This window comes from Wocania ichthyoenteri Th78, from assembly GCF_000789235.1.
Lineage (GTDB): Bacteria > Bacteroidota > Bacteroidia > Flavobacteriales > Flavobacteriaceae > Wocania_A > Wocania_A ichthyoenteri.
In genome coordinates this window covers 910,630-930,105 of sequence record NZ_KN525716.1, presented here as the reverse complement: position 1 = coordinate 930,105, position 19,476 = coordinate 910,630, and the positions used below count along the sequence as shown (strand labels likewise).

At 30.3% G+C, this 19,476-nt stretch carries 20 protein-coding genes; 11 read left to right on the top strand and 9 right to left on the bottom strand.

The features are described 5' to 3' along the window. Positions 1 to 37: 37 nt before the first annotated feature. Positions 38 to 1,021, top strand: coding sequence for a lysophospholipid acyltransferase family protein (locus RG22_RS03950; RefSeq protein WP_034041042.1), 984 nt, complete (start codon positions 38 to 40; stop codon positions 1,019 to 1,021). Here the strand turns inward: RG22_RS03950 and RG22_RS03945 are convergent. The 3 genes from RG22_RS03945 to RG22_RS03935 all read right to left on the bottom strand — a co-directional run bounded on the left by RG22_RS03945 (position 1,016) and on the right by RG22_RS03935 (position 5,996). Further along, positions 1,016 to 3,523, bottom strand: coding sequence for a M14 family metallopeptidase (locus tag RG22_RS03945; protein WP_081997667.1), 2,508 nt, complete (start codon positions 3,521 to 3,523; stop codon positions 1,016 to 1,018). The two genes, RG22_RS03950 and RG22_RS03945, sit on opposite strands and share 6 nt — an antisense overlap. 79 nt (positions 3,524 to 3,602) lie before the next feature. Next, the gene (locus tag RG22_RS03940) at positions 3,603 to 3,986 is read right to left on the bottom strand and encodes a PUR family DNA/RNA-binding protein (protein ID WP_034041040.1); all 384 of its coding nucleotides are present in this window, start codon (positions 3,984 to 3,986) and stop codon (positions 3,603 to 3,605) included. A gap of 252 nt (positions 3,987 to 4,238) precedes the next feature. After that, positions 4,239 to 5,996, bottom strand: a complete 1,758-nt coding sequence (locus RG22_RS03935; protein WP_034041038.1) for an ABC transporter ATP-binding protein — start codon at positions 5,994 to 5,996, stop codon at positions 4,239 to 4,241. A 234-nt stretch (positions 5,997 to 6,230) separates the two neighbouring features. Between RG22_RS03935 and nusB the strand changes: the two genes are divergently transcribed. The 3 genes from nusB (at position 6,231) to yajC (ending at position 8,066) form a co-directional block, all read left to right on the top strand. Next, positions 6,231 to 7,178: a transcription antitermination factor NusB gene (nusB, locus tag RG22_RS03930; RefSeq protein ID WP_081997666.1), complete on the top strand. Its 948-nt coding sequence runs from the start codon at positions 6,231 to 6,233 to the stop codon at positions 7,176 to 7,178. 103 nt (positions 7,179 to 7,281) lie between these two features. Next, positions 7,282 to 7,764, top strand: a complete 483-nt coding sequence (locus RG22_RS03925; protein WP_034045694.1) for a DUF1573 domain-containing protein — start codon at positions 7,282 to 7,284, stop codon at positions 7,762 to 7,764. An 11-nt stretch (positions 7,765 to 7,775) separates the two neighbouring features. Next, a complete protein-coding gene (gene yajC, locus RG22_RS03920; protein WP_034041037.1) occupies positions 7,776 to 8,066 on the top strand; it encodes a preprotein translocase subunit YajC in 291 nt (96 codons plus the stop codon). Between the two features lie 162 nt (positions 8,067 to 8,228). Here yajC and RG22_RS03915 read toward each other — a convergent pair whose 3' ends face one another. The 4 genes from RG22_RS03915 to RG22_RS03900 form a co-directional block, all read right to left on the bottom strand. Then, positions 8,229 to 8,822 carry a YdeI/OmpD-associated family protein gene (locus RG22_RS03915; protein ID WP_034041036.1) on the bottom strand — a complete coding sequence of 198 codons (594 nt, stop codon included), beginning with the start codon at positions 8,820 to 8,822 and terminating at the stop codon, positions 8,229 to 8,231. A 154-nt stretch (positions 8,823 to 8,976) separates the two neighbouring features. Then, positions 8,977 to 9,249: a hypothetical protein gene (locus RG22_RS03910; protein ID WP_034041035.1), complete on the bottom strand. Its 273-nt coding sequence runs from the start codon at positions 9,247 to 9,249 to the stop codon at positions 8,977 to 8,979. Positions 9,250 to 9,255: 6 nt separating this feature from the next. Further along, positions 9,256 to 9,753 (bottom strand): DUF6090 family protein, encoded by a 498-nt coding sequence (locus RG22_RS03905; RefSeq protein ID WP_034041034.1) that lies wholly within the window; start codon positions 9,751 to 9,753, stop codon positions 9,256 to 9,258. A 172-nt stretch (positions 9,754 to 9,925) separates the two neighbouring features. Beyond that, the gene (locus RG22_RS03900; protein ID WP_034041033.1) at positions 9,926 to 10,582 is read right to left on the bottom strand and encodes a YceI family protein; all 657 of its coding nucleotides are present in this window, start codon (positions 10,580 to 10,582) and stop codon (positions 9,926 to 9,928) included. A 157-nt stretch (positions 10,583 to 10,739) separates the two neighbouring features. Here RG22_RS03900 and RG22_RS03895 point away from each other — a divergent pair, with 157 nt between their 5' ends. The 7 genes from RG22_RS03895 (at position 10,740) to RG22_RS03865 (ending at position 17,979) form a co-directional block, all read left to right on the top strand. Beyond that, on the top strand, positions 10,740 to 11,273 hold the full coding sequence (locus tag RG22_RS03895) for a nucleotide exchange factor GrpE (RefSeq protein ID WP_034041031.1): 534 nt from the start codon (positions 10,740 to 10,742) through the stop codon (positions 11,271 to 11,273). 75 nt (positions 11,274 to 11,348) lie between these two features. Next, positions 11,349 to 12,467: a molecular chaperone DnaJ gene (dnaJ, locus tag RG22_RS03890; RefSeq protein WP_034041029.1), complete on the top strand. Its 1,119-nt coding sequence runs from the start codon at positions 11,349 to 11,351 to the stop codon at positions 12,465 to 12,467. 258 nt (positions 12,468 to 12,725) lie between these two features. Beyond that, a complete protein-coding gene (locus RG22_RS03885) occupies positions 12,726 to 13,652 on the top strand; it encodes an ABC transporter ATP-binding protein (protein ID WP_034041028.1) in 927 nt (308 codons plus the stop codon). Between the two features lie 5 nt (positions 13,653 to 13,657). Beyond that, positions 13,658 to 14,965 carry an ABC transporter permease gene (locus RG22_RS03880; protein WP_034041026.1) on the top strand — a complete coding sequence of 436 codons (1,308 nt, stop codon included), beginning with the start codon at positions 13,658 to 13,660 and terminating at the stop codon, positions 14,963 to 14,965. Further along, on the top strand, positions 14,966 to 15,895 hold the full coding sequence (locus RG22_RS03875; protein ID WP_081997665.1) for a mechanosensitive ion channel family protein: 930 nt from the start codon (positions 14,966 to 14,968) through the stop codon (positions 15,893 to 15,895). A gap of 33 nt (positions 15,896 to 15,928) precedes the next feature. Continuing rightward, positions 15,929 to 16,813, top strand: coding sequence for a DUF6268 family outer membrane beta-barrel protein (locus tag RG22_RS03870; RefSeq protein ID WP_034041024.1), 885 nt, complete (start codon positions 15,929 to 15,931; stop codon positions 16,811 to 16,813). Between the two features lie 2 nt (positions 16,814 to 16,815). Next, on the top strand, positions 16,816 to 17,979 hold the full coding sequence (locus RG22_RS03865) for a sigma-54-dependent transcriptional regulator (protein WP_034041022.1): 1,164 nt from the start codon (positions 16,816 to 16,818) through the stop codon (positions 17,977 to 17,979). 38 nt (positions 17,980 to 18,017) lie between these two features. On the opposite strand, the gene RG22_RS03860 is transcribed toward RG22_RS03865, so the two are convergent. Both RG22_RS03860 and RG22_RS03855 read right to left on the bottom strand, forming a co-directional pair. Then, entirely contained in the window at positions 18,018 to 18,782 is a 765-nt protein-coding gene (locus tag RG22_RS03860) for a hypothetical protein (protein WP_034041021.1), read from the bottom strand. Between the two features lie 77 nt (positions 18,783 to 18,859). After that, positions 18,860 to 19,372: a flavodoxin family protein gene (locus tag RG22_RS03855; protein ID WP_034045692.1), complete on the bottom strand. Its 513-nt coding sequence runs from the start codon at positions 19,370 to 19,372 to the stop codon at positions 18,860 to 18,862. Between the last annotated feature and the right edge of the window lie 104 nt (positions 19,373 to 19,476).

Genomic DNA, 19,476 nt, shown 5'->3' with positions numbered 1-19,476 from the left:
CTGGTTATATAGCGTACGATTGTATTTAAGTATTGGCATGTTTTTTTATTTCAGAAAAATAAAAACTTATGGTATTAAAAACGTGTCTAAAAGCAAACCTATTTTATTACTCAGTAATCACCAAAATGCTTTATTAGACGCTTTATTAATTGCGACTAAATGCGGTAGATTTTCTTATTTTTTAACCCGAGCCGCAGTTTTTAAAAAGGCTTTGGCAAGCAAAATTTTAAATAGTTTACAAATGCTTCCTGTGTATAGAGTTCGCGATGGTTGGAGCAACATATCAAATAATAATGCCATTTTTGAAACCTGCACAAGTCTTTTAAATAAAAATAAAGCGATTGTTATTTTTCCTGAAGGAAGCCATAATTTAAAACGTACTGTAAGGCCATTAAGTAAGGGTTTTACTCGTATTGTTTTTGATACTTTAGAAAGATATCCTGAAACAGATTTACAATTAATTCCTGTGGGTTTAAATTTTGAAAATGCTGAAAAGTTTCCAGATAGTGTATCAATGTATTTTGGTGAACCAATGAATGCGAAAGATTTTATCTCAGAAAATAGAAATGAAGATGTTGCAAAATTAAAAGCTAGAGTTCAATCTGAAATCTCAAAATTAACAACGCATATTCCATCAGATAATTATGATGAAATTATAAAGACTTTAAACAATTTGCAAGTCGATTTTTTGAATCCAAAAACTGTAAATGATTGTATTGCTAATCATTTTGAAAATTGTGAAACAAATAGAAAACCTAAAATAAAAAGGATTCGATTATTTTTTAAAGGCTTATTAATTTTAAATATTCTTCTGCCTTATTTACTTTGGAAGTTTATTGTACAACCCAAAATAGGTGAAGTTGAGTTTATGTCTACTTTCAGATTTGCTATAGCCATAACTTTAGTCCCTTTTTATATTTTAATTATGGGAATTTCTCTGCTTTTTTTATTCAGTTTTAAAATAGCAGTAATTTATGTTATTTCAGTTTTAATAATTTCGCTTTTAGCCGTTAAATTATAATTCTTTTCTAAAGAAAATAGCATTCATTAACAACTTATTTGTGCCATACCAAAACGCTCTAAAATTGGTATTGTCAGTAAACACAATCACTTTACCTTTGCCCAATTTTTTTATTTGAACAGGAACAGTTTCAGATAAAACTTCCAAGTTTGGTTTAGAAATATAACCACTTAAAAGCGGGTTTTTAGTATACCTAATGGGGTTGTTGTAGCTTAAAGAATCGGCTTTTATAAAAACAGTTGTGTTTCTAAATAATGGAATTTTATCATTTTTATATCCAAAGTTTATAGGATGAGATCGGTCTAGTTTTGCTTCAAAAATAGCACCCCCAATAACCTGTGCGCCATTAAAATCGCTTTTTTCTTCGAAGCTTATGTTTTTTGCAGGCACATTCGTTTTTTCAAAATCTAACTTAATGAATTCTTTTTCTTTAAGCCATTTTGCAGTATTTCTGTAGGCTATAATTGTCCCTCCATTTTTTGCCCATGCTTTTAGTTTTTTAGTATTAGGTTCACTTAATGACCTCATATTTGGAATAACAATAGTGTTGTATCGATTTAAATTTGCACGACCAATGGTTTTTGTATCTAGTTTTGTTGCTGTGATATTATAACGCGTATCAAATAAGTGCCAAATTTCGCCGGCATCGTAAGATGTAATACCATCTCCAACTAATAATGCAATTTCTGGCTTCTTTAGCGTCTTAAAATTTCTGCTACCTAAATCGATACCCTTTGTTAAACCTGTTTTTACAGCATCAATTTGTATATGACTTTCTTTAGCTAATTTATTTAAAAAGGCATATAAACCTGTGCCATTTAGTTTTTGATTTTGTACTGGAATTAAAAGCGTGCCGTAGTCATAATCTTTATTATTCATGCTAAATTGCTTCAATGCCACTTTAGTACGAATGTCTTTATTTAATAACTGATTCAGGAGTTTTGGTGTATAGTATTCATGCCATTCTATTAAATAAGCATAATCACTTTGTTTTGAAACATTACCTATATTTTGCTGTAAATTAGTGACTTGTTCTCCTAAATTATTTGTTGAAACATTTTCGGCATAATCTACATTAAAAGCTAATGGAAAAGACCACGCAGAAATATCGTAAAACAAACTATCTTGAAACGTGGTGCGTGTTTCGAACATGGCATTTATTAAACGTGTATTTTTCTGATTTTTTGGGATGATATAACTATATCCTTTTTTAAAACGTTTTCCATTTGCCGTAAAATCTTGTTTTATCTCATGAAATTTTATTTTATGACGACTTAGTATTTCTGCTAAATGAAAGGTTTTTGCAGCGTCCTTTTCATCTCCAAAAACAATAGCTTTAGTAGCTTCTTTTATCCCTTCTTGTCTGGCATTTTTATAGAAATCGTGCTGATACTTTAAAATGTCTTCACGCATATTTTTAGCAGCATTTAAAGTAGATAATGCAGTAGTAAGTTGGTTTCTGATGGTAAATGGAAAGGTTAAAATGCCATTATCGCTTTCTTGCATGTGTCCTCTTGAGCTTGCTTGTTCAAACAAAATACCAATACCTCCGTTAATGTCTGGAAAAGTAGAGCCTTTACCATAGTAGAAATCGTCGTAGCTTTCTTCGGTGTAATATAACGAACCAATTTTGTTTAAAGCTTCTGCATGAAAATTGCCAATGTTTTTAGTTAATTCTTGATTTAATTTAGGTGTTAAAGGGTGTGTTCTTGATGGAATACCAGGTTGAAAGAAAAATGTAGCATTAGTACCCATTTCATGATGATCGGTTAAAATATTTGGCAGCCATTTATGAAACGTTTCAATTCTAGCTCTAGATTCTGGTAATTGTACAGGTAGCCAATCACGATTCATGTCAAACCAATAATGATTTGTTCTTGCACCAGGCCAAACCTCACTATATTCTCTATCATTTGGGTCTGGATTTAAGTTTATATTTTTATTTGTATTTGCCCAATAAGCAAAACGCTGTAATCCATCTGGATTTAGAGAAGGGTCTAATAATATAACCGTATTATCTAACAATTCATTTATGTAATTGCCTTTTGCAGCAGCTAAATAATACGCCACTAATAAACTAGCATTAGAGCCACTAGGTTCGTTTCCATGAATTGAAAACCCTTGATAAACCACAATGGGCATATCTTTAATATCTACAGCGTTATTATTTGTTGCATCAATATGCTTTTTTTTAATAGCATCAATGTTTTCATGATTTTTAACCGAAGTAATAGTTAGTAATAGTAGTGGCCTATTTTCAAAAGTTTTGCCTCTATCTTCTATGGTTATTCTATCTGATGCTTTAGCTAGTGCATGCATATATTGTACTAACTTATCGTGTGTTACATGCCATTCTCCAACTTGATGCCCAATAACACTCTCTGGTGTTGGTATATTTTGGTTATAATTGATGTCTTGCGGAAGATAATAGGATAAGTCTGTATGGTTTTGTGAAGTAGCTATTAAAGATGATAAAAAGAAAACTATTATAAGTCTATTCATTATGAGTTAGTTAGGTTATAAATATAAAAAAACCGCTACATATAGATGTAACGGTTTTTGTTAATTTTATAGATATTTTTTATATATCGTCGAAGTCTATGTCTGTAAAGCTTTCAGGAGTTTTTAATTCATCTTCAGTAACTCGAGGGGTATTATCATATTCTTTTTTAAAGTCTTTTTGATGACGCTCGCTAATCACTTCATCACCTTTTTCTTTAATAATATAGTCAGTCATTTCTGCTAAAATGTCCTTAAACTCAGCAAAGTCTTCTTTATAAATATATATTTTATGTTTTTTATAATGATAAGATCCATCATCATTAGTAAATTTCTTGCTCTCAGTTATGGTAAGATAATAATCTTCTGCTTTTGTTGCTCTTACATCAAAAAAATAGGTGCGTCTTCCAGCTCTTAGTACTTTAGAAAAAATCTCCTCTTTCTCCATCATATCATTATTATTCATAGTTATTTAGAAATTTGTTGAATTATCTATTATTTGTATCAAAAATCTAAAAAAAATCACATATTAACCAACAAATAATGAGTTTTCTTTTTTAAATGTAAATATTCATTATGTTTAATTGAATAATAAAATGATGTATCTATTTAAAATTCAGGTAGTTTACTCGGTAAACAAGGTTTGAATACACACAGGTTTATCTCGAAATCAAAATTAGTTTCTTGCAAATACTTCGTGTGTTTCCGCAGATATAGTTTATTTAGAGTCTGTTTCACTTAATTGTTTTAAATACAAATCTTTATAATAACCTTCTACATTAATTAGTGAGTCATGATTCCCTTTTTGAATAATTTCACCATCCTCTAACACAATAATTTTATCGGCATTTTTAGCAGAAGATACTCTGTGGCTTACAATAACAGTTGTTTTTCCTTTTGATAATTTGTTTAAATTTTTGAGTATTTTCTCTTCGGTCTCGGTATCAACAGCTGATAAACAATCATCAAACAATAAAATTTTTGGTGACTTAATAATGGCTCGAGCTATAGAGACACGTTGTTTTTGTCCACCAGAAAGTGTAATTCCGCGCTCGCCTAAAACGGTGTTATAACCTTCATTGAATTTTATAATGTTTTTATGTACTTGCGCATTTTTTGCAGCTTCAATAACATCATTGTCTGTGGCATTTTCTTTACCAAATCTTATGTTATTTTTAATAGAATCAGAAAATAAAAAGGCGTCTTGTGGCACATAACCAATGCTGTTTCTTAAATCGGTAAGGTTGAGTTTACTTATTTCAGTATCGTTTATAGTAATTGAGCCAGCATCAATATCATAAAGTCTACCTACTAAATCTAAAATAGTAGATTTTCCAGAACCTGTCTTACCTAAAATAGCAAGTGTTTCACCAGCTTTAACATTAAAACTTACATTTTTTAAAGCTTGAATATTGGTGTCATCATAAGTAAAAAACACGTTGTTAAAAGCAATATCCCCAGTAATTTCAGTATGATTATTAACAGTATTCTTTATTTCTGGTTCAATTTTTAAAAACTCATTAATACGTTTTTGAGAGGCTTCGGCTTGTTGCACAATAGAGGTTACCCAACCCACAGTAGCTACTGGCCATGTAAGCATATTTACGTAAATAATAAACTCTGCAATAGTACCTAAACTTTCAATTTCACCATTTATATATTGCATACCGCCAATATAAATTACCAATAAATTACTAGCCCCAATAAGTAAAATCATCATCGGGAAAAACAACGCTTGCACTTTGGCTAAACTAATTTGTTTCTCTTTACTAGTTGCCGAAAGGTTTTCAAAATTTGTTGACGTTAAAGGTTCTATTCCATAGGCTTTTATAACTGAAATGCCACTAAAAGATTCTTGGGTATAGGTTGAAAGTTTCGATAAATATTCTTGAACAATGGTACTGCGTTTGTGTATTTCTCGGCTTAGTTTATATATAGCAACAGAAAGTATTGGTAATGGAGCAATAGTAAATAAAGCTAGTTTAGGCGCAGCGTTAAACATGTAAATTAACACAATTACAAAAAGCGTAATGGTATTAATACTATACATTAATGCAGGACCAGCGTACATACGTACACGACCTACGTCTTCACTTATTCGATTCATCAAATCACCAGTTCTATTTTTTTTATAGAAATTTAAAGAGAGCTTTTGGTATTGTGCGTAAATTTCATTTTTTAAATCGTATTCGATATACCGCGACACATTTATTATGGTTTGACGCATAAAAAATGTAAGTATTCCAGCAACTATGGCAGCTCCAATTATATAAAGAATAGCCTCTGTTAATTCGGCTTTAAAAACGTCTTTTGTGATGATGTTGTCTGAATACCTTTCTATAGTAACAAAAATTTTCTTGACATAACGTGGTGTAAAAAGCAAAAATATTCTGGCTACTACAGTAATAACGCTGCCTATTAAAAGGTGTGTTTTGTATTTTAAAAAGTATTTGTTTAAATGCTGAAGTTCCTTCATTTATAAATCTAATCGTTGCTTTAATAAGTGTAAAGGCAAATGTAATTTGAAGAAACAAAGATAATAGATTAAAACCATTAATCGATTTTACTTTATTAGGAGAACTGTTAAAAATAGCCTAAATATTATTGCGATAATTAGTTTATAATATGAAGTGTTATTTTTAAAATAGTATTATTTTTGCAGCACGAAATAACACTATAATTTTCGTTTTTTAATTTAAAGTTCTTTGTAATGATGCTAAACAGAAGACATATTCGTGTAAAAGTAATGCAAACTATGTATGCTTTTAAAGGAGGAGAAAGTGACGATTTTAGTAAAGACCAGAAATTTTTACTGTTTAGTATAGATAATATGTACAACCTGTACCTTTTATTAATGTCGTTGCTTCTTGAAGTACAAAAAAGAGCTGAAAACGATTTACAAAAAAAACAAAAAAAACATTTAGCGACTAAAGAAGACAAAGATCCTAACCGAAAATTTGTTAACAATCAAGTGTTGCAAATACTTAAAAACAATTTACCATTAAAAAATCAACTTGAAAGTTATAAAATAACCAATTGGAATTTAGACAGCGAGTATGTAGATATTATATTTAAAGCTATCATTTCTAGTGATTTGTATAAAGATTATATGCAAACTAAAGTATCTGATTTTAAAGAAGATAAAGATTTTATAGTGGATATTTTTAAAGAAGTTATTGCTCCAAACGAGAAACTTTACGATTATATGGAAGATAAAAATTTAACATGGTTAGACGATCTTCCAACAGTAAATACTACTATTTTAAAGTTATTACGAAAAGTTAAAACAACATCAAGCGAAAATCATTTTACACCTAATTTGTATAAAGATGTTGAGGATAAACAATTTGCTATTGATTTGTTTAAAAAAACACTACTAAATAAAACAGCAATAAACAAAGAAATTGAACTTAAAACCCAGAATTGGGATGCCGATCGTATTGCAAATGTAGATTATGTGTTACTTCAAATGGCAATTTGCGAACTTCAAAATTTTTCTTCAATTCCTGTAAAAGTAACTATTAACGAATATTTAGAAATTGCTAAAGAGTATTCAACACCTAAAAGCAGCATTTTTATAAACGGTATTTTAGATAAGTTGGTAAAAGAATATGCTACCGCTGGAAAATTTAATAAAATAGGTCGTGGCTTAATGTAATAAGTCGTGGCTTAATGTAATAATCTGTTAAGAGTATAATAAAAGTTTTTAATCGATTAAATAATTGTTATTTTTACATCCCAAAATGATAAAAACATTTAAAATGAAAAAAGTAATATTAGGATTAAGCACGTTGTGTTTAATTGCATTTACATCATGTAAAGAAGAAAACGCAGCAAAAAAAATAGAAGAAAGTAATTTGGCAGCTGCAGCAAAAAGGGATGCAGTATCTTCAAAATTCCCAAAATTAGAGTTTGATAAAAAAGAACATGATTTTGGTCAAATTGAAGCTAAAGCACAAGTAGAAACGGTGTTTAAGTATAAAAACACAGGCGATGCACCATTAGTTATTACAGATATTAAAAGTTCTTGTGGTTGTACAGTTCCTAAAGATTGGAGTAGAGAACCATTAGCAGCTGGTGAATCTGGACAGTTTACGGTAAAGTTTAATGGTAGCGGACAAAACAAAATAACAAAAACAGTAACAGTAACAGCAAATACGGAAAAAGGAACAGAAGTTGTAAAAATTTCAGCTTTTGTAAAACCAGATCCAAATGCTAAACCAGCTGTAAAACCAGCACAATAATATAATAGTTAATGGGAGATTTAGGACAATTTATGCCGTTTGTATTAATGTTTGTAGTCATATACTTTTTTATGATTGCACCACAAATGAAACGTGCTAAAAAAGAAAAAAAGTTTGCAGCCGAATTAAAACGTGGTGATAAAGTAGTTACTAAAAGTGGTATGCACGGTAAAGTTTTAGAGCTTAATGATAAAGACAATAGCTGTGTTATTGAAACCATGTCTGGTAAAATAAAGTTTGAACGCTCTGCTATTTCTATGGAGATGAGTAGTAAATTAAACGCACCAGCAACAGTTAAATAAATAATACATTTTTTAATTATTTTAAAAGCTTCCTATTTTGGAAGCTTTTTTTGTTCTTATCATTTGGTTCGTTATTCCGACAGAGCGAGAAACGAGCGATGAGAAGTTTCTTAGTTATTAGATTGCTCTTTATACTTCGTTAATAACATTACTCTTTTAAAATCAGCAATTTTTGTACTTATCGTTTAAACCAACACCTTGAAGTATCATAGGCTTAATTTTCTCTAAACGTGTTTTCTTGGTCGCTTCTCTTTTTGCCGAACTAATATATTCACAATATTCACGTTGTTTGTAAGCGGATAAGTTGTTAAAACTTACTTTTAAATCGTTTACCAAAATAGCTTTTAATTCTTTCGGAATAACCGTTTCTTTTTTACTTCTATCAGGTTTAATTTCTTTACCTAATTTTTGGTTTTCTATGGCTTCTTTAACATAGGCTAGAACAATATTTTTATCAATATCATTAATCGATACAAATCGCATTTGCCGTAAGGCTTTTGTTTTTTCTTCTTGTGCGTTTACTAATATTTTGTGCTCATCTTTTAAAAATACACCGTTAAAAAACCAAATTCCAAAATGGTTTTTAAAAGCCCCCAAACCAATTACATTTTTATTGTTTATACTGTAAACAGGTGCGCTCCACTTTACAGTTTCTTCAAGTTCGGTTGTGTTTATTATATCTCGTAAAAGAGTTAAAGCTTCACTAAAATGATCGTTTTCTTCAATGTATTCTTCAACGGAGTATATTTTTTTCATTGATGCTTTTTGAAGTTATGTTAAACAATTTTGTGTATGGTTTCGTTGCGGAAAAATTTTTAGGATTCTTTCCGCCGTAATCGAAAGATAACAAATTGCAATGAATTTCGATTAGGAATTCAGTCGCAATGGGCTATACTTTATTGTGCTTTCGTTATTTTTTTAAGTCAGATTTTAATTGGTTAATCATTATTTTAGTTTTATAAAGTCGCATATCGTTAAAAAATTTCGTTTTTAAATTTCGTTCATAATATGTATTCAGTAAACTAACAAACTTAATCTGTACATAATTCCAGTCAACATTGTACCATAGCTTATTGTAAAGATTTGAGTTTACAATATTCATTTCATTTGATTGTTTTGCAGGAATATTGTTTATATAGTCAAAATACACTTCATTTTTATTCGTTATTATTTCTTGAATCATAAAGGTTTATTTTTGGGTATAGCCATAAAAACTAACTAATTCCTCTTGCAGTTTGTTGTCAAGCAAAGTTATTTGACCCGAATTCTGAAGTGATTTAAAAGTATTGTCGCTAATAAGCGGATATTCAGTTGTGGCTAACATTATCCATGGTTCTCTTTTAAAATAAGTCAAGCTTTGTCTTATGATATTGTTTAAAGTGTCTTCATTAGAGTCTGGACGTTCAAGAATTGTTCTTAAGCTATCAATAGTTTTGTTTTCTTCTTTTGCATGAGATAAATGAAATTTAAAATGACTAACATCCAATAATAAATCGTTAATAAGTTCGGTTTTGTAAATTGAAACTAATTCTTGATTTTTTCTATTTTCATTCTGATTATTGATTGAAAGTGCTATTAAAATTCCAATAACAACAAGTATGATTTCTCCAATAGTATAAATTAGATACTTGCTGAATTTATTTTCGGTCAGCATTTTTTGTCTAATTTTTCTAAAGAATTTAATCATTGGTTAATGGTTGATTTTATGAAGCATAATGTGAAGATAAAGCTCTGTTTCGATGAACTTTATCGATTGTTAAACCGAATTTCGACATTTTTTATGAGATTGTCAAATAGCAGCCAAAAACAAAAAGCCACTTTGTGTAAACAAAGTGGCTTTTAATAAAATAAATTTCAGTTTAAGATTTTGTAGCCTTAACTGTAATTTTTAATTCAATATCGTCATTAATAAACTTATCACCTAAATCATCAAAAAACGACTTAGAGCCATATTTTACATTCCATTTAGAGCGGTCTATTGTAAACGTTTCGCTAGTTAATGTTACTGCGCCATCCGTATTAGTAACCATTACAGGAAATGTAACATTGTTTTTAGTTTCTTTAAGTGTTAAGTTTCCAGATAACATGGTTTTTCCTTCTGCTTCACTTAAACCAGTAATTTCAAAAGCGGCGCTTGGATATTTTTCAACATCAAAAAAATCAGCATTTTTTAAATGTCCAACAAGTTTTCCGTTATACTCATCTTCTTTAGGAATGTCTGTAACCTCAATAGATTTCATATCAATTAAAAACGTACCGCTGTTAATTTTTCCATCGGTTAAATTAAGTACTCCGTTTTCTAAATTAATAGTTCCGGTATGAGTGCCTGTAGGTTTAAACCCTTTCCACTCAATTGTAGATTCGGTTATGTTAGCTGTGTATTTTTCGGCTGTAGCTTCAGTAGTTGCTACTGTTTCAGCTTCTTTTGTGTTTGCTTCTTTAGCTTTGTCTTTACATCCAGTTGTACTTACAACCAATGCTGCAATAGTAAATAGTGTAGCAATACTTTTTTTCATTTTCAATGTTTTTAGTGTTAAGTTGTAAAATTAGTTAATTGATTACTCTTTTTTGCTAAAAAAATATTAAATTTTTTTCGTGACATTTTGACATTTTTATAATAATGGCAGTACTTTTGCCAACCTATTTTAGTATTCGAATAAATTAAATTTTGCAATGGGTAAAAAGGATAAAAAAGATATAGAGAAAGAACAGGTTGAAAACGTACAAACCGAAACCGTTGATGTTGAAGAGCAAACTGTTGAAGAAAAGCTTCAAGACGAATTAAAGCAAGAAAAAGATAAGTTTTTGCGTTTATTTGCAGAATTTGAAAATTATAAGCGAAGAACCTCTAAGGAGCGTATCGAATTATTTTCGACAGCAAGTGAGGATGTCATGAAAACCTTATTGCCAGTTCTTGATGATTTTGAGCGTGCTTTAACACATATTGAAGAAGATAAAGAAGCGGAAGAATTGCGTAAAGGCGTATTATTAATTTACCAAAAATTAGTAAAAACATTAGAACAAAAAGGTTTAATTGCAATAGCAATTGAAAAAGGAGATGATTTCAATGCAGATAACCACGAAGCTATAACGCAAATACCAGCACCAACAGACGATTTAAAAGGAAAAATCATTGATGTTGTAGAAAAAGGATATAAGCTAGGGGAAAAAATAATACGTTTTCCTAAAGTTGTAATTGGGCAATAAATAAAATTAATTTAAAAAAGCTTTTCCAGCTTGTACTGAGCGCAGTCGAAGTATGGAAAGGGTTTAGGATAGGATATGGCTAAAAAAGACTATTACGAAATATTAGGAGTAAGTAAAGGTGCTAGTGCTGCCGAAATTAAAAAGGCATACCGAAAAAAAGCGATTGAATTTCACCCTGATAAAAATCCAGACGATAAAGGCGCTGAAGCAAAATTTAAGGAAGCAGCCGAAGCTTACGAGGTGCTAAGTGATGCTGATAAAAAAGCACGTTACGATCAATTTGGTCATCAAGCCTTTGAAAATGGCGGTGGTGGCTTTGGTGGTGGCGGTATGAATATGGACGATATATTCAGTCAGTTTGGTGATATCTTTGGTGGTGGTTTTGGCGGCGGATTTTCTGGCTTTGGTGGTGGCGGTGGTCAACGCAGAGTAAAAGGCAGTAACCTTCGTATTAGAGTTAAACTAACACTCGAAGAAATAGCCAATGGTGTTGAGAAAAAAATTAAAGTAAAACGTAAAGTTCAAGCACCAGGAACCACTTATAAAACCTGTTCTACTTGTAATGGTAGCGGACAAGTTACACGTATTACAAACACTATTTTAGGACGCATGCAAACCTCGGCACCATGTAATGTTTGTGGAGGCGCAGGACAAACTATTGACAAAAAACCTGCCGATGCTGATGCACAAGGTTTAAAAGTAGCAGAAGAAACCGTATCTATTAAAATACCAGCAGGTGTAGTAGACGGTATGCAGCTTAAAGTCTCTGGAAAAGGTAATGATGCTCCAGGAAATGGCTTTTCTGGCGATTTATTAGTTGCTATCGAGGAAGAAGATCATGATACATTACAACGCGAGGGCGATAATTTACATTACGATTTATATGTAAGTTATCCTGATGCGGTTTTAGGCACCTCAAAAGAGATTGATACCGTTACAGGAAAAGTGCGTATAAAAGTTGAAGCTGGTGTACAATCGGGTAAAATTTTGCGCTTACGCGGAAAAGGAATTCCAAGTATTAATGGGTATGGAAAAGGCGATCTTTTAGTGCATGTAAACGTTTGGACACCTAAAACATTAAATAAACAACAAAAAGAATTTTTTGAAAGTATGAGAGATGATGAACATTTTTCTCCGAAGCCAGAAAGTTCAGATAAATCATTTTTTGAAAAGGTAAAAGATATGTTTTCTTAGTATTAGAAAATACAAAGTTCTCTTATAGTTTTTATATTAATTGCAAAAAAAAACTTATATTTGGACTATCACTAATTAACTTTAGTGATAATTTTTCTTTTTCATAGCAATTTTTTTCCCATCCTTAATTTTTTTAAGGGTGGGTTTTGTTTTTAGTATTAAAAGCTAATTTCTATATGTTTTATCAATTAATTTTAAATGTTGGTTGTAACATTTAATATATTTACCATACTTATTTTAAACACTAAAATTTTTTGAATGAATAATCTATTAGTGGCTGATTCAGTCTCTAAAAATTTCGGTAATTTCAAAGCATTAAATAATGTTTCTATTCAAGTACCAAAAGGTAGTATTTTTGGATTGTTAGGGCCTAATGGTGCAGGAAAAACTACACTAATACGAATCATTAATCAAATTACCATGCCAGATACTGGTACGGTACATTTAGATGGTGAATTGCTAAATCAAAATCATATAAAGGATATTGGTTATTTACCAGAAGAACGTGGGTTATATAAATCTATGAAAGTAGGAGAGCAAGCTTTGTACTTAGCGCAATTAAAAGGCTTAAGTAAGGCTGAAGCTAAAACCCGATTAAAATATTGGTTTGACCGTTTGGAAATTGGCGATTGGTGGAATAAAAAAATCCAAGAATTATCAAAAGGCATGGCACAAAAAATACAGTTTGTAGTAACGGTATTGCACGAGCCAAAATTATTGATTTTCGATGAACCTTTTTCGGGATTCGACCCCATAAATGCTAATTTAATTAAAGACGAAATTTTGCGTTTACGAGAAAACGGGGCGACTATTATTTTTTCAACACACCGTATGGAATCTGTTGAAGAGTTATGTGATGATATTGCATTAATACATCAATCTAATAAAATCTTAGATGGTAAATTAGTTGATGTTAAACGTCAATACAAAACTAATACTTATGAGGTTGGCATTAAAACAAACGAGAACACCATTCTACAACAAGAATTGTCAGAAAAATTTAGGGTTTCGAATGCTAATTTTAAAACTTTAGATGATGAGTTGAAGCTAAACATAAAGCTTAACGAAGGCGATAAACCAAACGATTTTTTATCATATTTAACAACAAAAGGAAATGTCTCTCATTTTGTTGAATTAATTCCAAGTGTTAACGATATTTTTATTCAAACAGTAAAGAATAATTAATTTTTATGAACCATTTACCACTTATAATAAAGCGTGAATATTTAACAAAAGTTAAAAACAAATCATTTATAATTATGACTATTTTAAGCCCTATTATTATGATAGCGCTTATCTCGGTTGTTGCTTATTTATCGCAGTTAAATAATAATAAAACACGGGTTATTTCTGTTTTAGATGAGTCTGGAATAGTAAAAGAAGTTTTTAAAGATACAGAAAACACAACTTACCATATTTTACAAAATATGTCTTTAAGCGATGCTAAAGCCATAGTTAAAGAAACCTCTAATTATGGTTTACTACATATTGGGAAATTTGATGATTTTGATGTGCTATCAAAGCATATTAAGTTTTATTCAGAAGAGTCACCATCGTTATCATTAATTTCTAGCTTAGAATCTAAAATAGAAAAAAAACTAACAAATTTAAAACTTCAGCAAAAAGGTGTAGATGTTGAGATGATTAAGGCTTCAAAAATAAATGTAAACCTTGCTCAAGAAAGTTTTGAAGGCGAAAAGACATCTAAAATAGATAGTGTTGTTAAACTTATTTTTGGTGGTATTGCTGGCTACTTGTTGTTTATGTTTATTATTATTTATGGCAATATGATTATGCGTAGTGTTATTGAAGAAAAGACTAGCAGAATTATAGAGGTCATAATTTCGTCTGTAAAACCAGTACAGTTAATGCTTGGTAAAATTATTGGTACATCGTTAGCTGGTATTACTCAATTTGTAATTTGGTTAATTTTAGGAGGTGTTTTAATGACTATTGTGTCTGCAATTTTTGGAATTGATATGGCGCAATCACCACAGCAAGACATGATGCAGCAAGCTATGGAGAATCCAGAGGTTAATATGCAAGTTCAAGACATTTTAGCTGCTTTTTATAATTTGCCTATCTTAAATTTAATTATTGCCTTTATCTTATTTTTTATTAGTGGCTACTTATTATATAGCTCGTTTTATGCTGCTATTGGCGCTGCAGTTGATAATGAAACCGATACTCAACAATTTATGTTACCTATTTTAATGCCATTAATACTGGCGGTATATATAGGTATTTTTACAGTTATTGAAGATCCGCATGGTACGGTGTCTACCATATTTTCATTCATTCCATTAACATCACCAGTGGTTATGTTAATGCGTATACCTTTTGGTGTGCCTTTATGGCAACAACTTTTGTCCTTACTAATATTAATTGCTACATTTATGCTAACCGTTTGGTTTGCAGCAAAAATTTATAGAGTGGGTATTTTAATGTATGGAAAAAAACCAAGTTATAAAGAATTAATAAAATGGATTAAGTATTAAATGCAAGATAAAATAACAGATAAAATTGAAAAAGAAGCAGAATCAATAGGTGATGTAATTACCGAAAGTTCGTTGTGGGAAAAACTTGTAGAATTTCTTGAATTTAAAATCATCAATTTTACTTATGGAACTGGTGATGATGCTCACGATGTAATACTTAAGGTTAAATATGTTTTACTAGTACTTTTTGTAATAGTAGCAACAACATATATTTTAAGATGGGTTAAAAAACTTGTTACCAAGAATATGCCAGCCGATGATAAAGCAAAATTCACAACTGTTTTTTCTTTTGGAAGATGGGTAATTTATATAATTGTAATGCTAGTTGTTTTCGACTCTATTGGTATTAATGTTACAGCAATTTTTGCTGCTTCTGCGGCTTTATTAATAGGAATAGGTTTAGCATTGCAAACCTTATTTCAAGACATTATCTCTGGTATTTTTATACTCATAGATCAGTCAGTTCATGTTGGCGATATTATTGAAATTGAAGGTAAGGTAGGTCGCGTTGAAGAAATTAAATTACGTACAACGCGAGCAGTAACCATTGATAATAAAGTACTGGTGATTCCTAACCATTTATATTTAACAAACAGCTTGTATAATTGGACACAAAACGGCTCAACAACTAGAGAATCTGTAAACGTTGGTGTGGCTTATGGTAGCGATGTGCAATTGGTTAAAAAATTATTGTTACAAGTAGCTAGCACACATCCAGATGTTATTAGCCAACCAGAACCTACAGTGGTATTTACAGATTTTGGAGATAGCTCATTAAACTTTAAAATAGTCTTCACTATTAACGATAGTTTTAAAGCACAATTTCCTAAAAGCGATATTCGATTTGAAATAGATAAATTATTTAGAGAAAACAATATAACTATTCCATTTCCGCAACGCGATGTACATATTATTCAAAAAACAGAGTAGAGTTAAATTTTTTAAAAAAGTATAATATTAAATATGATAAAGCAAGAATTGAAATGGATATATATGTTATTTCTAATTTTTGTATGTCAATTTTCAAATGCACAACTCACAGATTTGGCAAGATTAGAATATTCTTTTATTCCAAAAAATAAATCAGAAGACCAATACACCAGATTAAGAGCTCTTATTAATTACCCTATTGAAGTTAAAGAGGATGCTTATTTAATTGTTGGAGCAGAATACAACCGGGTTTTACTTAATTTAGAAGATAATTACCCTTTTAATACTTCTACTTTAAATAAAATTCACATTATAGATTTAAATATTGGTTATACTTTTAAGTGGAATGAAAAATGGCGGTTTGGTGTAAAATTTAATCCAAGAATAGCTTCCACTTTATCAAAATCATTAACTTCAGACGATTACTTTATTAATGGTGGACTATATCTTATTAATGATAGAACAAAAGATGAAAGCATAAAACGTCCATATCGATTAATTCTTGGGTTAACCTACAATGCCACTACAGGCTTGCCATTTCCGTTACCGTTTGTAAGTTATTATAGAGAAATTAATGATAAGTGGAGTTTTAATGCTGGAGTGCCAAAGTCTAATTTAAAATACACATTTAATAAAAAAAATAATTTACAAGCCTTTGTGGGGTTAGATGGTTACTTAGCTCACTTACAAGAGCCCTCGGTTGTAAATGGAGAAAATGTAGATCATATTTCATTATCTGTTGCCATTGGAGGATTGGGGTACGAATATTGCTTTACTAAACATTTAGTCGCTTATATGTATACAGGTTATACTTTCAGATTAAATAATGTGTTACGAAATGAAAATAGAGATGAAATTTTTAAATTAGACGATGTAAATGCGTTTTATTTAAGAACCGGACTTAAATTTAAAATATAAATATGCCTAAAATATTAATAATAGAAGATGAAGCAGCCATTAGAAGAGTTTTAGTAAAAATTCTTTCTGAAGAAAATGACACTTATCAAGTTGAAGAAGCCGAAGATGGATTAGTTGGCATTGAAAAAATAAAGAACGACGATTTCGATTTGGTATTATGCGATATAAAAATGCCAAAAATGGATGGTGTTGAAGTGTTGGAAGCTACAAAAAAAATTAAACCAGAAATACCAATGGTTATGATTTCTGGTCATGGCGATTTAGATACAGCTGTAAATACCATGCGTTTAGGGGCTTTTGATTACATATCGAAACCACCAGATTTAAACAGGCTGCTTAATACCGTTAGAAATGCTTTAGATAGAAAAGAACTTGTGGTTGAAAACAAATTGCTTAAAAAGAAAGTAAGCAAGAATTTTCAAATGATAGGAGAAAGTAAAGCCATTTCTCATATAAAAGATATTATTGAAAAAGTAGCACAAACAGATGCTCGAGTGCTTATTACTGGTCCAAACGGAACAGGAAAAGAATTAGTTGCGCATTGGTTGCATCAAAAAAGTGAGCGTTCAAAAGGACCAATGATAGAAGTTAATTGTGCTGCCATACCAAGCGAATTAATTGAAAGTGAATTATTTGGTCACGTAAAAGGTGCTTTTACAAGTGCTAATAAAGACCGAGCAGGAAAGTTTGAAGCAGCAAATAGTGGTACTATTTTTTTAGATGAAATAGGAGATATGAGTCTTTCTGCGCAAGCTAAAGTATTACGCGCATTACAAGAAAGTCGTATTCAACGCGTTGGTAGCGATAAAGACATTAAAGTTGATGTACGTGTAGTTGCAGCGACCAATAAAGATTTAAAAAAGGAAATAAAAGAAGGGAGATTTAGAGAAGATTTGTATCACAGACTAGCAGTTATTTTAATTCAAGTACCTGCTTTAAATGAAAGACGAGACGATATTCCTTTACTTATTAATTATTTTTCTGATAAGATAGCTAGTGAACAAGGTACAGCCAAAAAAATATTTTCTGATAAAGCTGTCAATCTGTTACAAGATTACGATTGGACGGGAAATATTCGAGAACTTCGAAATGTTGTAGAACGCCTAATTATACTTGGTGGAAGTGAGGTTAGTGAAAGTGACGTTAAGATGTTTGCTAGTAAATAAACAGAACTATTAAAAACCAAATAGGTCTTTTAATAAATCTACTTTTTACATAAATTAAGTTGCGATAAATAATTTGAAGCTTGTGTTTTAAGATTGTCTATATAATAAGTTCTTATGGCTTCAATACTTTTTTTTGATATGTCGATTGATGAATCTACTTCTTTTAAAATGTTATGTTTACAATCACAAATTTTTAAAGCATCGTTGTATGTTTTAATGTTTTCTGTAATTGCCATTTTATAAGAAATTACCAATTGTTCTTTTTTAAGCATCAAAGCTTTTTCTTCTTGTTGTGCTAATTTTTGTTTTATTTGATTTTCTTTAAGCTTCAGTGCCTCTTGCTGTTGTTTTAATTTTAATTGTTCATTTTGTAAATCGGAAAGCTCAGTACTTTTATTAGTTTTAGCAACATCAGAATTATTAGAATCAGAGCTATTAGAATAAGAGCATTTATCAATTTCAATAACACTTTCTTTACTTGTGTCTCTGGCGCGTTTAACAAAAAAACGACCATCTTCAAAAGTTTCTGTACCTTCAACCTTAGCAAGTAAATCTATACTTTTGTTAGCTAAGTTTAATGCAGTTTCGCAGCCACAATCTTTTAATGTTTTTTTCGAAAGCTTAAAAGCTTCCAACGATCTGTTAGCATAATATTTTAAATGGCTTATATTATTAGAGTCATATGCATCCTTAACATGCGAATATGCATTAACAAGATACGAGTTGGCGTCATCGCAATTGGCTGTTTGTCCGCTAATGTTTAAAGTAGCTACAAAAAATAAAAGGAAGTAATAATTATTCATAAAATTTGGGGTTAAAATTAAGTAGGGTATGACGAATATATTAAAAACCAAGGGGACAACTGTGTCGTTCGTCGAATTTATGTATTTAACTTATTTTCAATAAAGTCATTTATAATGTTTTTAACTTCATTTGGAATATAGTTATTCTCAACCCAAGTATGTATATCTCCTAAATAATTCATCCCTAAATAGTTTGCAGATTCAACAAATGGCATATTAAAACCGCGAACTAAATCATTGCTGTTACTAGTACTTATCATAGCTATATTTTTACCACGTAGTTTTCTGCCAAGGGCTTTATGTATTCTTATTAAGTCAGAAATTCGATCGAAAAATACTTTTATATGACCACTCATGGTGTACCAATAAACTGGCGTTGCAAAAATTATAGTATCGTAATTTTTAATAATGCTTGTCATAATTTCAATAAAATCATCATTAGTGTTTTTGTATTCATAATCGTAATGTCCAATATTTTTCGAGTATAAATCAATTACATCAAAACCACCTTTTAAAGCCATATAATTTACAATAGTATTAGTATCACCTTTGGGTCTTGCGCTTCCTTGTATAATTACAGATTTATTCATTTCTTTTAATTTTAGTAAAACGAAGTAATGCAATTATTAGGGTTTAAAATAAAAAACATAATAGAAACAAATAATGCCAATAAAGGGAAAATTGATTTTCATTT